The organism is Secundilactobacillus paracollinoides DSM 15502 = JCM 11969 (assembly GCF_001311135.1).
GTDB lineage: Bacteria > Bacillota > Bacilli > Lactobacillales > Lactobacillaceae > Secundilactobacillus > Secundilactobacillus paracollinoides.
The window spans coordinates 30,693-45,928 of record NZ_BBAG01000024.1; the positions used below are offsets into that span (position 1 = coordinate 30,693).

Here is a 15,236-nt window from a genome sequence, read left to right on the forward strand (position 1 = left end):
GAGGTTTCGTGATACCACTTTTGAAGACTTACTAGCTATGACGACCACTGCCAGAATCAAAGCGTAGTGGAACCGTTCGACCGCACCTCAGCCTGCGGGGCCGAACGGTTGAACGAAGCGACATTAGAGTGCTGCTTTGAATCACTTAACATTGGCAAGATCCTCCTCAAAACTAAACCTCGGATACATCGAGCAATACTACCAAACAAAAAATAAAAAAGGCGTCGCAGCATCATTGCTGTGGCGCCTTTTAACATTAAATCCTACTTAGTTACATAAATATAAAGCGTACTGGTCGAATACCCCAAACTAAACGTGACGCCATTCGAGTGAATGGTTTCAGTAGTTGTTTGACTCGAATTCTTCTTATTTGAATTATTCGAGAAAGTCTTCAACACATGTTTAGCATTGGCGCCAACCCCGGTTGCCAGGACTGAGAAGGTCATCGCAAACTTCTTGGCTTGCGTGTCGTTCTTCAGTGCTGAGATTGGGACGATGAGTGTTGCACCCATGAGCTTGCCGTTGTAAACGTTGGTCCGCACTTTGTAGTGCTTGGTTGTCTTGATGGTGTGGATACCGTTCTTTGCAGTGGCTGGCAAAGTATCGTTTTTAACACTCGCCTGAGCCTTCTTCAAAGCGGGGGCAAGTGATGCCTGTGTGGCCTTTAACTTGGCGGCTTGCGTCTTCAAGGCTTCACCCTTAGTTGCGAGGTCTTGCAAAGTTGCAGTAGCCGAAGTGTCGCCCTTCGCGAGCTTGGCCTTGGCTGTCTTGACCTGTGCTTGAATCGAGGCGGACTGCTTCTTTAGCGCAGCGGCCTGATCCTGCAGGTTCGTTGCCTTGGTCTGGTTACTCTTGGAGAGTGCCTCGCCTGCTAACGTTTGGTTGTAAGCCGTTTGGAATTTGGTATAGGTCATAATGGTCTTGCGTTTGGCAACCGTTACTGTTTCAGTATTGCCGTTCTTAACGCTGACCTTGACTGTTTGCTTGTAAGGCTTGGCCGGAATGGTCAGTGAGTAGCCTTCAGATTGCGATTTTGTTGTTTTGGTACTGCCACCGTTGATGGTGTAGCGAACAGTACCTGATTGGTCTTACCCTTGATGACGGCGGCCATCCCACTTGGGGCAACGGAGTGGTCCTGTACGGAAACAGAAGACTTGCCGCAGCCGGCGAGTGCGAGACCCAGCAGGACAGCTGAGAGTAAAACACCAACTTTTTTCGTCATGTTGTGGCCTCCTTTAGTCGAATGACACGTTGTCAGAGAATTGTGAGTTGTACAGTGTTGCGTAGAAGCCGTTTTGGGCCAGCAATTCGTTGTGGGTCCCGGTTTCAACAACGGCCCCGTGGTTCATCACGATGATGTTGTCGGCATTTTGAATGGTGGATAGCCGGTGCGCAACGACGAAGCTGGTCCGGTTCTTCAGCAGTTCGCTCATGGCGTGCTGGATCTGAACTTCGGTCCGGGTGTCGACGGAGCTGGTGGCTTCATCCAAAATGAGGATCTCAGGGTTCGCAACAAACGCCCGCGCAATGGTCACAAGTTGACGTTGTCCCTGTGAAATGTTGGAAGCTTCTTCGTTCAAAATAGTATCGTAGCCGTCTGGCAGCTTGCGGACGAATTCGTCCACGTGGGCGGCCTTGGCGGCGTTCATGATGTCGTCCTTCGTCGCGTTTTCGCGGCCATACTTGATGTTATCGTAGATGGTCCCGGTAAACAGCCAGGTGTCTTGCAGCACCATGGCGAAGTGTGAACGCAGGTCTTCACGGTCGAGGTCACGGGTGTCAGTACCGTTCAAGCGGATGGCACCGCCCTTAACGTCGTAGAACCGTTCCAGCAGGTTGATGATGGTCGTCTTCCCAGCACCGGTCGGCCCAACAATTGCGACCTGTTGTCCCGCCTTAACAGTCAGGTTGTAGTCAGTCATCAACAGCTCATCTTCGTAACCGAACTGAACGTGTTCGAGTTCGATGAGGTTGCTGGTGTCTTCAACGTCGCGGTTTTCCTTGGTGTCCTTCATTTCTTCTTCATCCATGACTTCAAAGACCCGTTCGGCTGAAGCGATGGTGGATTGAATGGTGTTCATCAAGTTGGCCAGTTGTGAGATAGGTTGTGAGAATTGATTGGTATACTGCAGGAAGGCTTGCACGTTCCCTAAGGTAATGTACCCGTTGGAAACGCCGATCCCACCGATAACGGCAACGAAGACGTAGCCGATGTTGTTCAGGAAGATCATCAATGGCATGATGATGCCGGAAATGAATTGGGCTTTCCATGCAGCTTGGTAATAGTTCTTATTTTGAACTTCGAAGCTTTCAATCGTGTTGTCTTCCTTATTAAAGCTCTTGAGAACTTGTTGACCAGCGTAGTTTTCTTCCACTTGGTCGTTTAATAACCCAAGGGATTTTTGTTGCGCAGCGAAGAACTTTTGTGACCGCGGAGCAACGATGCCGACGATGATCAGGCTCAGTGGAATGGTGACCAGCGCGATCAGCGTTAACTTCCAGCTGATGGTGAGCATCATCCAAAGGGTCCCGATAAAGGTCACGGTACTCGTAACCGCTTGGGTCAGGGGTTGTTGCAGGGTGCTGGCGATGTTATCCATATCGTTGACAGCCCGGCTCATAATATCCCCGTTACTGTGCGTGTCGTAGTACTTGATAGGCACAACGCGCATCTTTTGTTTCATGAATTTTCGCAGTTTGTAGACCGTCTGTTGTGAGATCCGCGTCATGATGTACTGTTGCAGGAAACTGAAGATGGCGGAAGCGGCGTACATCAAACCAACGATGAGGATGATGTGCACGATCTTCTCGTAGTTGATTGGCAGTCCCGCAATGGAGAAGCCGGCTTTTTGTTCAGACTGGCCCTTCATAACGCCCTTGAAAATTTCGGTCGTGGCTTGACCTAAAATTTTCGGGGTTCGGATCTGGAAGATAACACTAATGATGCGAAGGCCAACACGAAGCACAGGCCGACCAGCCGGTCTGACATGTAGCTCATAATCCGACGGGTGGTGCCCCAGAAATTCTTGGGCTTTTCGACGAGCCCGCCGTGGTTGCCGGGACCGTGTCCGCCCATCATACCACGCTGTTGTTGTGGTCTTGGCGTCTCTTTATCAGCCATTATTTGTCATCCTCCTCTCTCAGTTGTGAATGATTTCTTGGTAAACGGTATTGGTCTTCCGGAGTTCATCATGGGTACCCTTACCAACGAGTTTCCCGTTATCCATAACGAGGATCAGGTCAGCATCGGCAACCGTGGCGATCCGTTGGGCAACAATGACCGTGATCGATTGTTGAATGTGCTTGTCGGCGCGTAAGGCAGCCCGCAAGTCGGCATCGGTCTTGAAGTCCAGGGCGGAGAAGGAGTCATCGAAGACGTAAACGGATGACTGCTTGACCAGGGCCCGCGCAATGGCTAAACGTTGCCGTTGCCCTCCAGAGAAGTTGCCGCCATACATGTCAAGGCCGTCTGGATCTTCTTCAACGAAGTCCCGAGCCTGGGCAATGTCCAGTGCGTGCCAGATTTCATCATCGGTGGCGTCCGGTTTCCCGTACTTCATGTTATCCCGCAGGCTCCCAGTGAATAGAGTGGCCTTTTGTGGGACAAGGGAAACGGCATTACGGAGCTGGGTAGTGTCGAGCTTACTGATGTTAGTGCCGTCGAGTTCAATGTCGCCTTTTTCAACGTCGTAGAACCGTGGGATCAGGTTGATCAGGGTCGTTTTCCCAGAACCAGTCCCACCAATAATGGCCACCGTTTGCCCGCTGGTAGCGCTGAAGTCGATGTCGGTCAAAGCCGGCTGTTCAGCGTTGCGGTAACGGTAGGTGACGTGGTTGAAAGCCAGTGAGTGGTCAGCAGATTTGTCATCGAGTTCAGCTGGGGTGTCGGGAACGGTCATGGTGGACTTCAAGTTGAAGACGGCTTGGATCCGCTTGGCGGATGCTTGCGCCCGAGGGATGAAGATCAGCACCATGGAAAGCATCATGAAGCTCATGAGAATCTGAGTGGCATAGGTCATGAACGCAATTAAGTTCCCGACTTGCATGGCTTGACCACCAATGAGTTTGGCACCGAACCAGATAATGGCGACGTTGGTCCCACTCATGATCAAGGTCATGACAGGAAGCGCGAGCGCCATAATGGTGTTCACGTTAATGGCGTTCTTGGTGTATTCGACGTTGGCGTCTTCAAACCGGTCTTGTTCGAATTGGTCTTGCCGGAATGCCCGGATGACCCGAACACCAGTTAACCCTTCACGAAAGACCCGGTTGATGCGGTCAGTCTTGGTCTGCATGGCTTGGAACATTGGCACAGCGAACCGCAACATGATCCCCATAAAAATGGCAAGTAATGGAATAGAAACCAGGAAGATCATGGTGAGTTGGTGGTCCTTAGAGTACGCAAGGAAACTAGCCCCAATCAACATAATTGGCGCCATGATCATCATCCGCAACATCATCATGGCCACGTTTTGGATCTGAACAACATCGTTCGTGGTCCGGGTGATGAGGGATGACGTTTCGATTTGGTCGTATTCATCGTTGGTAAAATGAATAACCTTACTATAGATATCCGTCCGTAAATTCTGACCCAACTTTTGTGAGGTCCGGGCGGCGAGGAAGACGTTACAGATGGCCGCTGCAATACTCAGCAGTGAGTAGCCGACCATTTGGACACCGATCTTCCAGATGTAACTGATATCCCCCTTAGCAACCCCGTTGTTAACAATATCTGACGTTAAGTTAGGGAGGTTAAGGTTGGCAAATACCTGGACGATCATGAACAAGACAGCCCCCAGTACGGCGGTGTAAGAAATGCGTCCTTTGGCAATTTTGAGCATCTTTGCGCTCCTTTCAAATGATGACTAAGTGACAAAACGAAATGGTGGCTGCGCGAATTCTGGTGCACAATCGTAAAATTGTGTGGAATCAGAATTGTTGCGGAAAAAGATTGCAATACCGAATGTATGTTCGTATAATGAAGGTAATACAAAACGGGGTGATCAAATGGCGGACAACAATCACATTGTCATTCAACTACCAAAAACGATTGATATGAATCAAATCGCAGCAATCTTGGAAACGGCCTTTGAATCAAATGGTATCGAGTCGTATCACGTGACCTATCAGCAGGAAAAGTAGTCGGGGGACTGCTTTTTTTTATTGCTTTGTGGGCATCGTGTTGGTTTGGGAGAAGCCGAAGTGGTCAAGATCTTCCTTGAATTCTTGATGCTGTTCAAAGAAGTCGTGCATCACCCTTGACGATTCCCAAGTGGGTAGTTTGTCTGCCATATCATCTGATAATTTTTTGAGTAAGTGCAGTAATTGCGCCTGCTCCTCATCGGTTAACGATGCAAAGATGACTTCAGACAATTTATCCCGCAACTCATGAGCAGAATCGAGGAACCGCTGCCACGAGCGGTCAGTGAGATGAGCATGATTCGCTTATCTTTTGGCGAGGCGTGACGTTGAACGAGGCCGCCTTCGACAAGGCGATTGACTAAGCCACTGGCAGAACTGGGCTTGATACTCAGCTTCTCGACAATTTCCGAGTTAGTCATCTGAGGATTCTTGGCTAATAGAAAGATGACTCTCAGTTGGCCGGGATTTGGATGACGATGGCTATGCAAGTCGCTCTTCTTAATATGGCCTGTCATATGGCGCGTTTCATGGAACAAATGCGCGAACACCCCGAAGAGCTGACTGGTTTCAGTTGACATGGTGCTCCTCCTTTTCTTAGAAATAAATAGTTAGGATAATTTAAGAAATCCTAACAAACGTTACTTACTATAGTCCGGTAGTTAGGATGTGTCAACAAATCCTAACTAATTTCCAGAATGTTTTTTTACGAGTGTGCAAAAAGGCCAGCTTCCAGCGGATTAGGGCTGAAAACTGGCCTTTTATTTTCTAATTGTCGAAACGTGTTTCAGCAGGCAAGGAGCTGCTACGTAAGGGGCTTTTACCAAAAAAACAAACCCAGTTTTTTCGGTAAAAGTCCCTTACGCTCCGCTCCTTAAACGCCTGCTTCCACACTCTTAGATTTCATCCGGAAATTCATAAATCGCACGCGCGCCACCAATGAGTTTTGGCCGGGAAGTTAGAAAGGTCGTGTGGGCCTCGCCGATTTCCTTCACGCTAGTCTGAATCGGAATCTGAACGAACTTGACGTGCATCCCAATCTGGGTGTCGCCAATGTCCATGCCACCGTCAGCAACGATGTGCTCGACTTCAACGGGATCTTTGAACGTCCGATAGGCAGCAATTTGTGCTGCGCCACCCGCGTGCAGGGAAGGCACGACGGAGACGATTTCGTACCCGCGACGGTCAGCAACTTCGCGCTCCATGAGTAGGGCACGGTTGATGTGCTGGCAGCCTTGAACAGCGAGAGCAACATGATGTGCACCTAAAATAGGAAGTAACGTATCAATAATAGCGTCACCCACATCCTGGCTGGACGCATGGCCCATCCAAGCGCCAGTGACTTCACTGGTACTGCACCCGAGAACGAATAAGCCGTTTTCCGGTAAATGCACCTTGTCGAAGTAGTCGGATAGTGCTTGCGTTAATTGGTTTTTAATTGTTTCTAGATCCATTCTCTTCGCTCCTTATACGTATAATCAATAAGCTTACTATACATTGAGAAGCGGAAAATTACAATCAACTCAGCGTGGAAAATGATAATTCGATTAAAAATTATGTGGCGGGTGAAGGTGAGTTAGATTCAATACTGGAGTGAACTGGTTTAACCGTTGAAGTGGTACTGCCGGATTGGTAACTGTGTGCAAAATAAAACCGACCACCTTGGTTGAGTTGAAAGTGGCCGGTTAGTCATTATTTGACGGCTTTCTGAATCTTTTCTAGCTGTTTAAACTGACTCATCATCCATGACTCGTAGGTTTTACCGGCAGGCATGGACTCGGTGACCTTTAGAATTGGAACGCCATCCTTTTTTGCAAGGGTCATCATGTTTTTAGTGATCTGATTGATTTCCTGCGTATTTACTACGAAGAATTTGATTTTATGTGTCTTGATATCTTGTTGCATGGCCTTGATTTCGGCAGGCGATGGATCTGTATCGTTTTCGACAGCCATCGAGTAGCCGGTATCAGCTACTTTATAGCCGAGGTCATTTAGAGTGTAATCAAAGACTGGTTCGCTGACATCGACCTCGGCGCCGTTTGCGTTCTTTTTTAGTTGGTTGAGTTTTTGTTGGAGCGGTTTGAGTGAAGCGATGTAGTTCTTGGCATTTTTTTTCAAAATAGGCTTTGTTTTGGGGTTGGAGTTTGCTGTACTTTTTGACGAGGTATTTTGCTAAAGTCGGCATAGTCTTTAGGTTGTACCAGATGTGCTGATTGGTATCGACTGGCTTGCCCATGACTGTTTGGCCTACATTGATTTTGGTGGTGTGGGTTGTGTCAGTCGCGATGCGGGTCATCCAGGTATCGTACCCCAACCCGTTGTAGATAATGACGTCCGCATCGCTGACAATTTTTGCTGTTTTAGTCGTCGCTTCATACTCGTGCGGATCCATGCTGGGTTTTGTTGATGATGGATTTTACCGTACCTTTGTTGCCTAGGACTGCTTTTGAGGTTTCACCGTAGAAGTCTAGGGAGGTGACTACGTGGATTTTACTTGGGTGTTTTGTGATGCTGGAGGCCGTTTTACTAGTACAGCTTGTTAGTAGGACTGCTACCAAAATAATAGATAGAGCAGATAATACTCGAAAAATTCGATGTTGATGAACTCTCAAAACTAAGCCTCCGTTAAAAAGTAATAATTACGATTCAAAATAATATTCTGACAGAATTTTCAGTGAATTGCAATGTGTTTGGTAAAAAACTTTGGATGAGATTAAAAATCGGTCGGTATTGAAGCCTCAGTTCTCATGTAATTATTTGTGGATAATGGTCTAGTCCTATAATACACTATTACATGTATGTGACGGGTATATAGGTGTTAATAAAATAAAGCTATGAATGGTATCGGTTTCGTATTAGGATAAAATCAAATGATTAAAGGAGCGTCTATCTATGGATAAGAAATATAGCATTGGCTTAGATATTGGTACCAGCTCAATCGGATTTGTCGGGGTTGATGAAAACGGTTGGCCACTAAATATCAAAGGGAAGCGGGCAATTGGTGCACATTTGTTTAGAGAAGGGGAAGCGGCTGCTGAAACGCGTGGTTTCAGAACGACACGGCGCCGGTACAATCGCCGAAAGTGGCGATTGCGGTTACTCAGAGAGATATTTGATGAACCTATCAGTCGGGTAGATCCTACTTTTTTTGCTCGGATGAAAGAATCCTCAGTATCTCCAAAGGATCCTAACTATGACGGTTTAGCGAAAGAAATTTTGATTCCAAGAGATAAGGATGGAAAGATTCTTTATCCGACAATCTATCATTTACGTCACGCACTGATGTATGAAGATCACCAATTCGATATTCGTGAGATTTATTTAGCTATTCACCATATCGTCAAATACCGGGGCCACTTTTTACTGGACGGTGCGGCTAAGAACTTTGAGTCCTCTAATCTTGATCTAAAAAGTGACATTCACGAAATAAATGCTATTTTAGTAGGCATTTTTGGTAATGAACAGGTACAGTTTAATGATCAATACGTTGAAAAATTAAAGGAAGTGCTACTGGATAGTACCCAATCACGTTCAGATCGACAGAAAGCTGCTGCAAAATTGTTGTTGCCAACAAATGATTTAGACAAAGATACAACGAAAATTCTAAAAACAGTTTCAACTGAGATTACGAAAGCCATCACAGGATTGAAAGCAAAATTTTTTGTGATAACCGGCAATGATATCGCAAAAGACCAACAAAAGGATTGGACTTTTAGCATTGATACATTGGACGAAAAAATGAGCGTTATTGAACCCTCATTCTCAGAAAAGAACTTTTCCTTAATAACAATTCTACAGAAATTGTATTCTAGTGTGACGCTGGCTGGAATAGTTCCAAATGGGCTTAGCCTATCCGAAGCAATGATTCAGAAATATGATAGGCATGCGTCCGATTTAGTTTTGCTCAAAAAGTATTGGGACACTAAGCCAAAAGTGAAGCACCAGCTTCAAAACACTTATGCAGAATATATTGAAATCCATCAGGTAGTTGATGAGTTCTACAGTGATCTTAGTAAGTTAATTAAAAATGATGATGACACTCTAGCGCAAGAAATCAAGTCTAAAATAACGATTGGAAATTTTTTGCCAAAACAACGGACAACCGAAAATGGTGTAATCCCATATCAATTGCAACAAAGAGAGTTAGATACAATTATAAAAAATCAACAAGAATATTATCCATGGTTAGCTGAGGAGAACCCAGTCGCTGACCATCAAATTGCATTTCCATACAAGTTAGATGAGCTAGTCGGATTCCGAATTCCCTACTATGTAGGACCGATGATAGCGAAGGAAGATACTTCCAATTCAAAGAATAGTAAATTTGCCTGGATGATTCGTAAACAGAGTGGTGAAGTAACGCCTTGGAACTTCGATGAAAAGATTGATCGCACAGCGTCAGCTACTGCATTTATTGATAGAATGACAACTACCGATACTTATTTAATTGGTGAGGATGTATTGCCAAAACAAAGTTTAATCTATCAACGTTTTGAAGTGCTAAATGAGTTAAATAAGATTTCTATCGATGGGCAACCCATTACTCGTAAACAAAAACAGAGTGTATATACACACGTATTTGAAAAGAAGAAAACGGTTCAGGTTAAGGATGTTCAAAATTTTTGGTTAGCTCAGGAGAGGTTATGAGTTTGCCAAAGATTGGTGGTTTAGCTAATGAAAAACAATTCAATAGTTCACTATCAACGTTATATGATTACAATAAAATAATTCCTGACGCACTTGAAGATAGAAATAAAGTTGATGATATCGAAAAAATAATTTTATGGTCAACTATTTTTGAAGACAACTCAATTTTTGTGGAAAAACTGGATTCAATTGACTGGTTAACTAGCAGTCAAAGGAAAAGACTTGCTCAAAAAAGATATCGTGGTTGGGGTCGATTGTCTTTACGATTACTCACAACTTTTAAAAATAAAGATGGTTACAGTATCTTAGATGAACTGTGGAACTCTAATCATAATTTTATGGAAATTCAAGCACAATCTGATTTTTCTGAACAAATCGCAACAGCAAACAATAATAATTTGAGTCAAGTTCTTCCTGCCAAATGGGAACCTGGACGCAAGAATTTGGCATCGTTGGATGAATTCATTTCTAATCTGTATACTTCTCCTCAGAATAAGAAGGCCTTGCGTAAGGCTATCAGAGTGGTTCAAGATATGATGACAGCAGCCGGCCATATGCCTGAAAAAATCTTTATTGAAGTCGCACGTGACACGTCAAATAGTCACCAACAAACAATTGCTCGCCAAAGGCAATTACAACAGCTTTATCAATCGGAAGATAAGGAAGTCATTGATTCTAGTGTTCGTAGTGAGTTAGACGATATTTTAAAAAATCGAGCTAATATCAAAGATCAATTATTCCTGTATTTCCAACAAGGTGGGCGGGATCTTTATACAGGAAAAGCAATTAACATTGACAAATTATCGCTATATCATATTGATCATATATTGCCTCAATCCTTGGTTAAAGATGATTCATTAGACAATCGCGTTCTTGTTAGTCAAAAAACCAATGAGGACAAAGGTGTTACATTCGTCTCAGATAAATACATGAATAACATGTTGCCAACCTGGAAACGATGGCATGAAATGGGACTGATTTCTGCCAGAAAATTAAAAAATCTAACGATGAGACCAGATGAAATTGACAAATATGCACCCGGTTTTATTCAACGACAATTAGTAGAAACAAGACAGGTTACAAAGCTAGTTATTGAACTTCTTGATGCTTTATTAGGAAACAGTCAAACAGAAATCATCACAATTAAAGCGTCACTTTCTCATCAATTCAGACAACAGTTTGATCTCGTTAAGATCCGTGAAGTAAATGATAATCATCATGCATTTGATGCTTTTCTAGCTGCGCGTATCGGCACTTATCTATATAAAAGGTATCCCAAACTGCGACCATATTTTGTGTACGGTCAGTATATGCAAAATCATAAAAATTTAAAAAGTATCAATCTAATAAAGACGCTTGATTCTGATAAAGCAATTGTTGATGAAGGTACTGGAGAAATTCTATGGGATAAAAAGTCGGACTTAGCTAAAATGATAAAAATATATAATTATCAACGTCTTTTAATCACCCATGAAAGTCGTACAAGCTTCGGGGCAATGTATAAGCAGAAAATTTTAAAGGCAACCGACGCAAAACAAAACGGTGGAGGTTTCAAGTTGGTTCCAACCAAACGTAATCGGCCAGTTGATATTTATGGTGGTTACACTGGTCAGACTGCCGCCTATTTGACAATTGTCAGAGTCTATTCAAAAAAAACATCTGAACTTCGAGTTTTGCCAATCTATACAAATAAGGTACAGCAAATAGAGAAAGCGATGACGCAAGGCGATAAAGCTACTATGTTAGCATTTAAAAAAGTCATTGCACCTCAATTAGGTAAAGAAAATAAAAAGACACATGAAATAAAAATCCCTGAATTTGATGTTGTGATTCCCAAGGTCTTACTAGATCAGTTAGTGATTGATGATATTGCCGGAAGTCCACACCGATTTAGACTTGGAACAGATACGTATTATCATAATTCTCAACAATTATTTTTACCGTTATCGATGCAAAGACAACTAATGGATCGTGAGTCAGATGATAAAGTATACCTTGATATTTTCAATGATGTACTTAAGCAAGTAGATAGTTATTTTAATTTGTATGATGTGAATGGCTTTAGAGCAGCTCTGCAAAAGAGTAAAAAAGCCTTCGAGCAATTACCGATTAATGATTTTCCTAAAGATGTGCCAGACAATAAAAAGAAGAAAGGAAAGCGTTCAATTTTAAAGGAGATTTTTATTGGGCTACATGCGAATGCAACATTAGGCAACTTAAAACAAATGGGCATTAAAACAGATTTTGGAAAATTACAAAAAAGTAACGGTTTACGGATTACTGAGAATTGTAAAATTATCCATCAGTCGCCGACTGGGTTGTTTGAACGAATCGTACCGATTAAATAATTCAAAAAGTCGAACCATCAAAAGATAGTCCGACTTTTTATGTAATGGCTCAAATGATGAGCTCAAAAGAGAAAACTTGGCATAAGCCTTGTTTGATTTTAACTCTGAATATCAAATCAATGAGGTTATTAAGTTGATCAGACTTAACAAGAAAAATATATCATAATTTAGCAAAAAGATAAAGGGGTTGATTTATTTGGCATGGCGAACAATTATTGTTTCTCGACACGCGAAGATATCATTATCTGCAAATAATATCGTAATTCAAACGGATCAAGATCGATTTCATGTGCCTGTTTCTGATATTGATGTATTAATGTTAAGCACATTACAAGGGGTAATTACAACAGCTGCAATTAATGCATTAAATCGAGGTCAAGCGGTTATTATTTTTATCGATGAAAGTGGGAATCCCAGCTGTGATATTCAGACAACAAGTTCACCCCGGCGAAACGCCCATAGAATTACACAGCAAGTTAATTGGATAAAGGAGCGTGTTGAAAGACTTTGGACATTGATTGTAACTAGTAAAATTAAAAACCAACTTGCGGTGTGTGAGCATTTAGACTGTCCAAACTTAATTATTGAGACGGCTTTAAATGAAATAGAAATCAATGACGTTAGTAACAGAGAGGCAGTTGCTGCCCGAGCATATTTCCCAGCTATATTTGGAAAAGGGTTTTCAAGAGATGAATTAAATGAAAAAAACGCAGCGCTTAATTATGGGTACGCAATTATTCATTCATTGATAAATCGAGAAATTACGATTAGAGGAAATATGACCTGCATTGGGATACATCATGATAGAACCGATAACCAATATAATTTGGGCTCAGACCTAATGGAACCGTTTAGGCCTATTATCGATCAGTGGGTAGCAACTCACAAATTTAACGAGTTTACGCCTGATATAAAGTATGGCCTCGTTGATTTACTAAATTTAGAACTTGTTTTTAACGGTAAAAAAGGACTTTTAAGGAATATTATTGGTGACTATGTAAATGATTGTTTACGTTTCTTAAATCAAGAAATCAATCATATTAATGTTGAGGTGACAATTCCAAATGAGGTATCGAGTCGTGAGATTAATGGTTTTATTTGATTTGCCGGTAGATACAACAGAAGATCGACGTAATTATCGGCATTTTCGCAAAAAGTTGATACGTGAAGGCTTTTATATGATGCAGTATTCGGTCTACGTTCGAGTGTGCGCGACGAGACAGTCTGCAAAATTTCTCGAGAGGAGGATAGCAAATAACGTACCTGAAAGTGGGCTTGTTCAAACACTCATTGTGACGGAAAAGCAATACCAAGACATGCACTTTTTAGCTGGAGAAGAAAATCATGACATTATTAATTCTGGTGAAAGGACAATAGTGATATGAACTTAACATATTATTCTTTAAAACCAATATCAATAAAACGTAAGTGTTTAACAGTCATTGATATTGGAAACGTCAAAGTCTACTGGGATTTCATTCAAGGATTAAATGAGTTGAACGATTCGATTAAAACTAGTACGGATGATTTTGAATTGAAAGATCCACATCAATTGTGTACCTTCTATGGTGATTTACTAACTCTTGACTTAAACAAGGTGTTTGAGAGAAAAGTTTCGCAACATGTTGTTGATGAAATGAGTCAGGAAGAACAGGTGAAACTAATCGACATGGTTCAGGGATTAAACTCGCAGTTACTAAACGATCTTTTTGTGTTTGATTTACCTTTAATGGTTGAGATACCGTCAATTACAGATATAATTAAACTATTAGGTTCGAGGCTTGATTCTGAGGTGATTAAGTCGCCGTTTGAAAAGACAGAGACATTGATTAAGGTACTAGTGGAGTTGGGTATTGATCGTACCCCGATTATTTTAAATGCTAGCCACTATTTAACTAAGAAAGATATTAATCAATTTTGTCAGGTAATATCCTATACTGACTTGAGTTGCATATTCATTGAATTCTCAGAAAACCAACGAAAGAGTTTGTTTGAGAATGCTGACTATTACTATATAGACCCGGATTTTATGCTATGGCATAAATAAAAGATTAATAATTTATGTGTAAATAATGTTTTAGATGAATATCAAATCAATGAGGTTCAAAGCAAGTCGCGAGTTGTTGATCCACTTAGCTGGTTTTAGATGAATATCAAATCAATGAGGTTCAAAGCTTCTGCTTCCCCATTCCTTTCAACGAATCAGTTTTAGATGAATATCAAATCAATGAGGTTCAAAGCCAGTTGCTGATGATTCAGCAGCCGAATTAAGTTTTAGATGAATATCAAATCAATGAGGTTCAAAGCAATTTTACAATCGCATGCAGGAACTTGGCTGTTTTAGATGAATATCAAATCAATGAGGTTCAAAGCGCGCAGCCATTGTCGCTAAAAACAGTGTTAGTTTTAGATGAATATCAAATCAATGAGGTTCAAAGCCTCCAGAACGCATGGTTACAGGGTTTACGTGTTTTAGATGAATATCAAATCAATGAGGTTCAAAGCCGTCCACATTGACATAAGCTGCGGTGTCCTGTTTTAGATGAATATCAAATCAATGAGGTTCAAAGCCAGCGCCAGTTGAACCTTGTGGTTGAGTTTGTTTTAGATGAATATCAAATCAATGAGGTTCAAAGCTGCTGTATTGATAGCTGTTGTGCCATTATCGTTTTAGATGAATATCAAATCAATGAGGTTCAAAGCATTATTTTATTCACAAGGTCAAACACGAACGTTTTAGATGAATATCAAATCAATGAGGTTCAAAGCCCTCATGATACGCAGTTCCACCATATGGCGGTTTTAGATGAATATCAAATCAATGAGGTTCAAAGTGAGCTAGATTTGAGATATAGCCGGAGCTGGGTTTTAGAAGGGTTTAACCAAACTATTCACTTTGGTACTAGAGTTATTGGTCCAATTTCAATACCTATTAATAGGAGTGTTGAATCAATTATTAGGTCTTAATCTACCACTTGCATTTTTCTACTTTTTCGATAAAGTGAATTATAAGTAGTGCATCTGCAACTAGATTTTAGATGAATATCAAACTACTTATTTAAAACACGGCCGCTGTTTGATCAACAACGGCCGTGTTATTTG

The 15,236-nt window shown here is 42.1% G+C and carries 10 protein-coding genes, 3 pseudogenes and 1 CRISPR repeat array; of the genes and pseudogenes, 5 read left to right on the forward strand and 8 right to left on the reverse strand.

Going from position 1 to position 15,236, the window contains the following annotated elements:
- Positions 1-263: 263 nt before the first annotated feature.
- The 4 genes and pseudogenes from JCM11969_RS09125 to JCM11969_RS09140 form a co-directional block, all read right to left on the reverse strand.
- Entirely contained in the window at positions 264-914 is a 651-nt protein-coding gene (locus tag JCM11969_RS09125; RefSeq protein WP_054710684.1) for a DUF3450 domain-containing protein, read from the reverse strand.
- A 92-nt stretch (positions 915-1,006) separates the two neighbouring features.
- Positions 1,007-1,222: a hypothetical protein gene (locus JCM11969_RS09130; protein WP_054710686.1), complete on the reverse strand. Its 216-nt coding sequence runs from the start codon at positions 1,220-1,222 to the stop codon at positions 1,007-1,009.
- A gap of 13 nt (positions 1,223-1,235) precedes the next feature.
- Positions 1,236-3,121, reverse strand: a pseudogene (locus JCM11969_RS09135) (ABC transporter ATP-binding protein).
- Between the two features lie 19 nt (positions 3,122-3,140).
- The gene (locus JCM11969_RS09140) at positions 3,141-4,841 is read right to left on the reverse strand and encodes an ABC transporter ATP-binding protein (RefSeq protein ID WP_162231466.1); all 1,701 of its coding nucleotides are present in this window, start codon (positions 4,839-4,841) and stop codon (positions 3,141-3,143) included.
- A gap of 166 nt (positions 4,842-5,007) precedes the next feature.
- Here JCM11969_RS09140 and JCM11969_RS19870 point away from each other — a divergent pair, with 166 nt between their 5' ends.
- Positions 5,008-5,142, forward strand: a complete 135-nt coding sequence (locus JCM11969_RS19870) for a hypothetical protein (RefSeq protein ID WP_263850044.1) — start codon at positions 5,008-5,010, stop codon at positions 5,140-5,142.
- A gap of 18 nt (positions 5,143-5,160) precedes the next feature.
- On the opposite strand, the gene JCM11969_RS09145 is transcribed toward JCM11969_RS19870, so the two are convergent.
- The 4 genes and pseudogenes from JCM11969_RS09145 to JCM11969_RS20715 all read right to left on the reverse strand — a co-directional run bounded on the left by JCM11969_RS09145 (position 5,161) and on the right by JCM11969_RS20715 (position 7,751).
- The gene (locus JCM11969_RS09145; protein ID WP_054710687.1) at positions 5,161-5,373 is read right to left on the reverse strand and encodes a hypothetical protein; all 213 of its coding nucleotides are present in this window, start codon (positions 5,371-5,373) and stop codon (positions 5,161-5,163) included.
- Entirely contained in the window at positions 5,346-5,720 is a 375-nt protein-coding gene (locus JCM11969_RS09150; RefSeq protein ID WP_054710689.1) for a MarR family winged helix-turn-helix transcriptional regulator, read from the reverse strand. Before JCM11969_RS09150 ends, JCM11969_RS09145 begins: the two co-directional genes overlap by 28 nt.
- 315 nt (positions 5,721-6,035) lie before the next feature.
- Positions 6,036-6,593 carry a TIGR01440 family protein gene (locus tag JCM11969_RS09155; RefSeq protein ID WP_054710691.1) on the reverse strand — a complete coding sequence of 186 codons (558 nt, stop codon included), beginning with the start codon at positions 6,591-6,593 and terminating at the stop codon, positions 6,036-6,038.
- A 238-nt stretch (positions 6,594-6,831) separates the two neighbouring features.
- Positions 6,832-7,751 (reverse strand): annotated as a pseudogene (locus tag JCM11969_RS20715) (metal ABC transporter solute-binding protein, Zn/Mn family).
- A 280-nt stretch (positions 7,752-8,031) separates the two neighbouring features.
- Here JCM11969_RS20715 and cas9 point away from each other — a divergent pair.
- The 4 genes and pseudogenes from cas9 to csn2 all read left to right on the forward strand — a co-directional run.
- Positions 8,032-12,056: pseudogene (gene cas9, locus JCM11969_RS17100) on the forward strand (type II CRISPR RNA-guided endonuclease Cas9); the annotation flags it as partial.
- 274 nt (positions 12,057-12,330) lie between these two features.
- Positions 12,331-13,236, forward strand: coding sequence for a type II CRISPR-associated endonuclease Cas1 (gene cas1 / locus JCM11969_RS09175; protein WP_054710697.1), 906 nt, complete (start codon positions 12,331-12,333; stop codon positions 13,234-13,236).
- Entirely contained in the window at positions 13,214-13,519 is a 306-nt protein-coding gene (cas2, locus tag JCM11969_RS09180; protein ID WP_304621840.1) for a CRISPR-associated endonuclease Cas2, read from the forward strand. Before cas1 ends, cas2 begins: the two co-directional genes overlap by 23 nt.
- Positions 13,516-14,181, forward strand: coding sequence for a type II-A CRISPR-associated protein Csn2 (gene csn2, locus JCM11969_RS09185; RefSeq protein WP_054710703.1), 666 nt, complete (start codon positions 13,516-13,518; stop codon positions 14,179-14,181). Before cas2 ends, csn2 begins: the two co-directional genes overlap by 4 nt.
- Before the next feature lie 27 nt (positions 14,182-14,208).
- Positions 14,209-14,969: a CRISPR direct-repeat array (repeat unit 36 nt; unit sequence GTTTTAGATGAATATCAAATCAATGAGGTTCAAAGC).
- Positions 14,970-15,236: the final 267 nt, after the last annotated feature.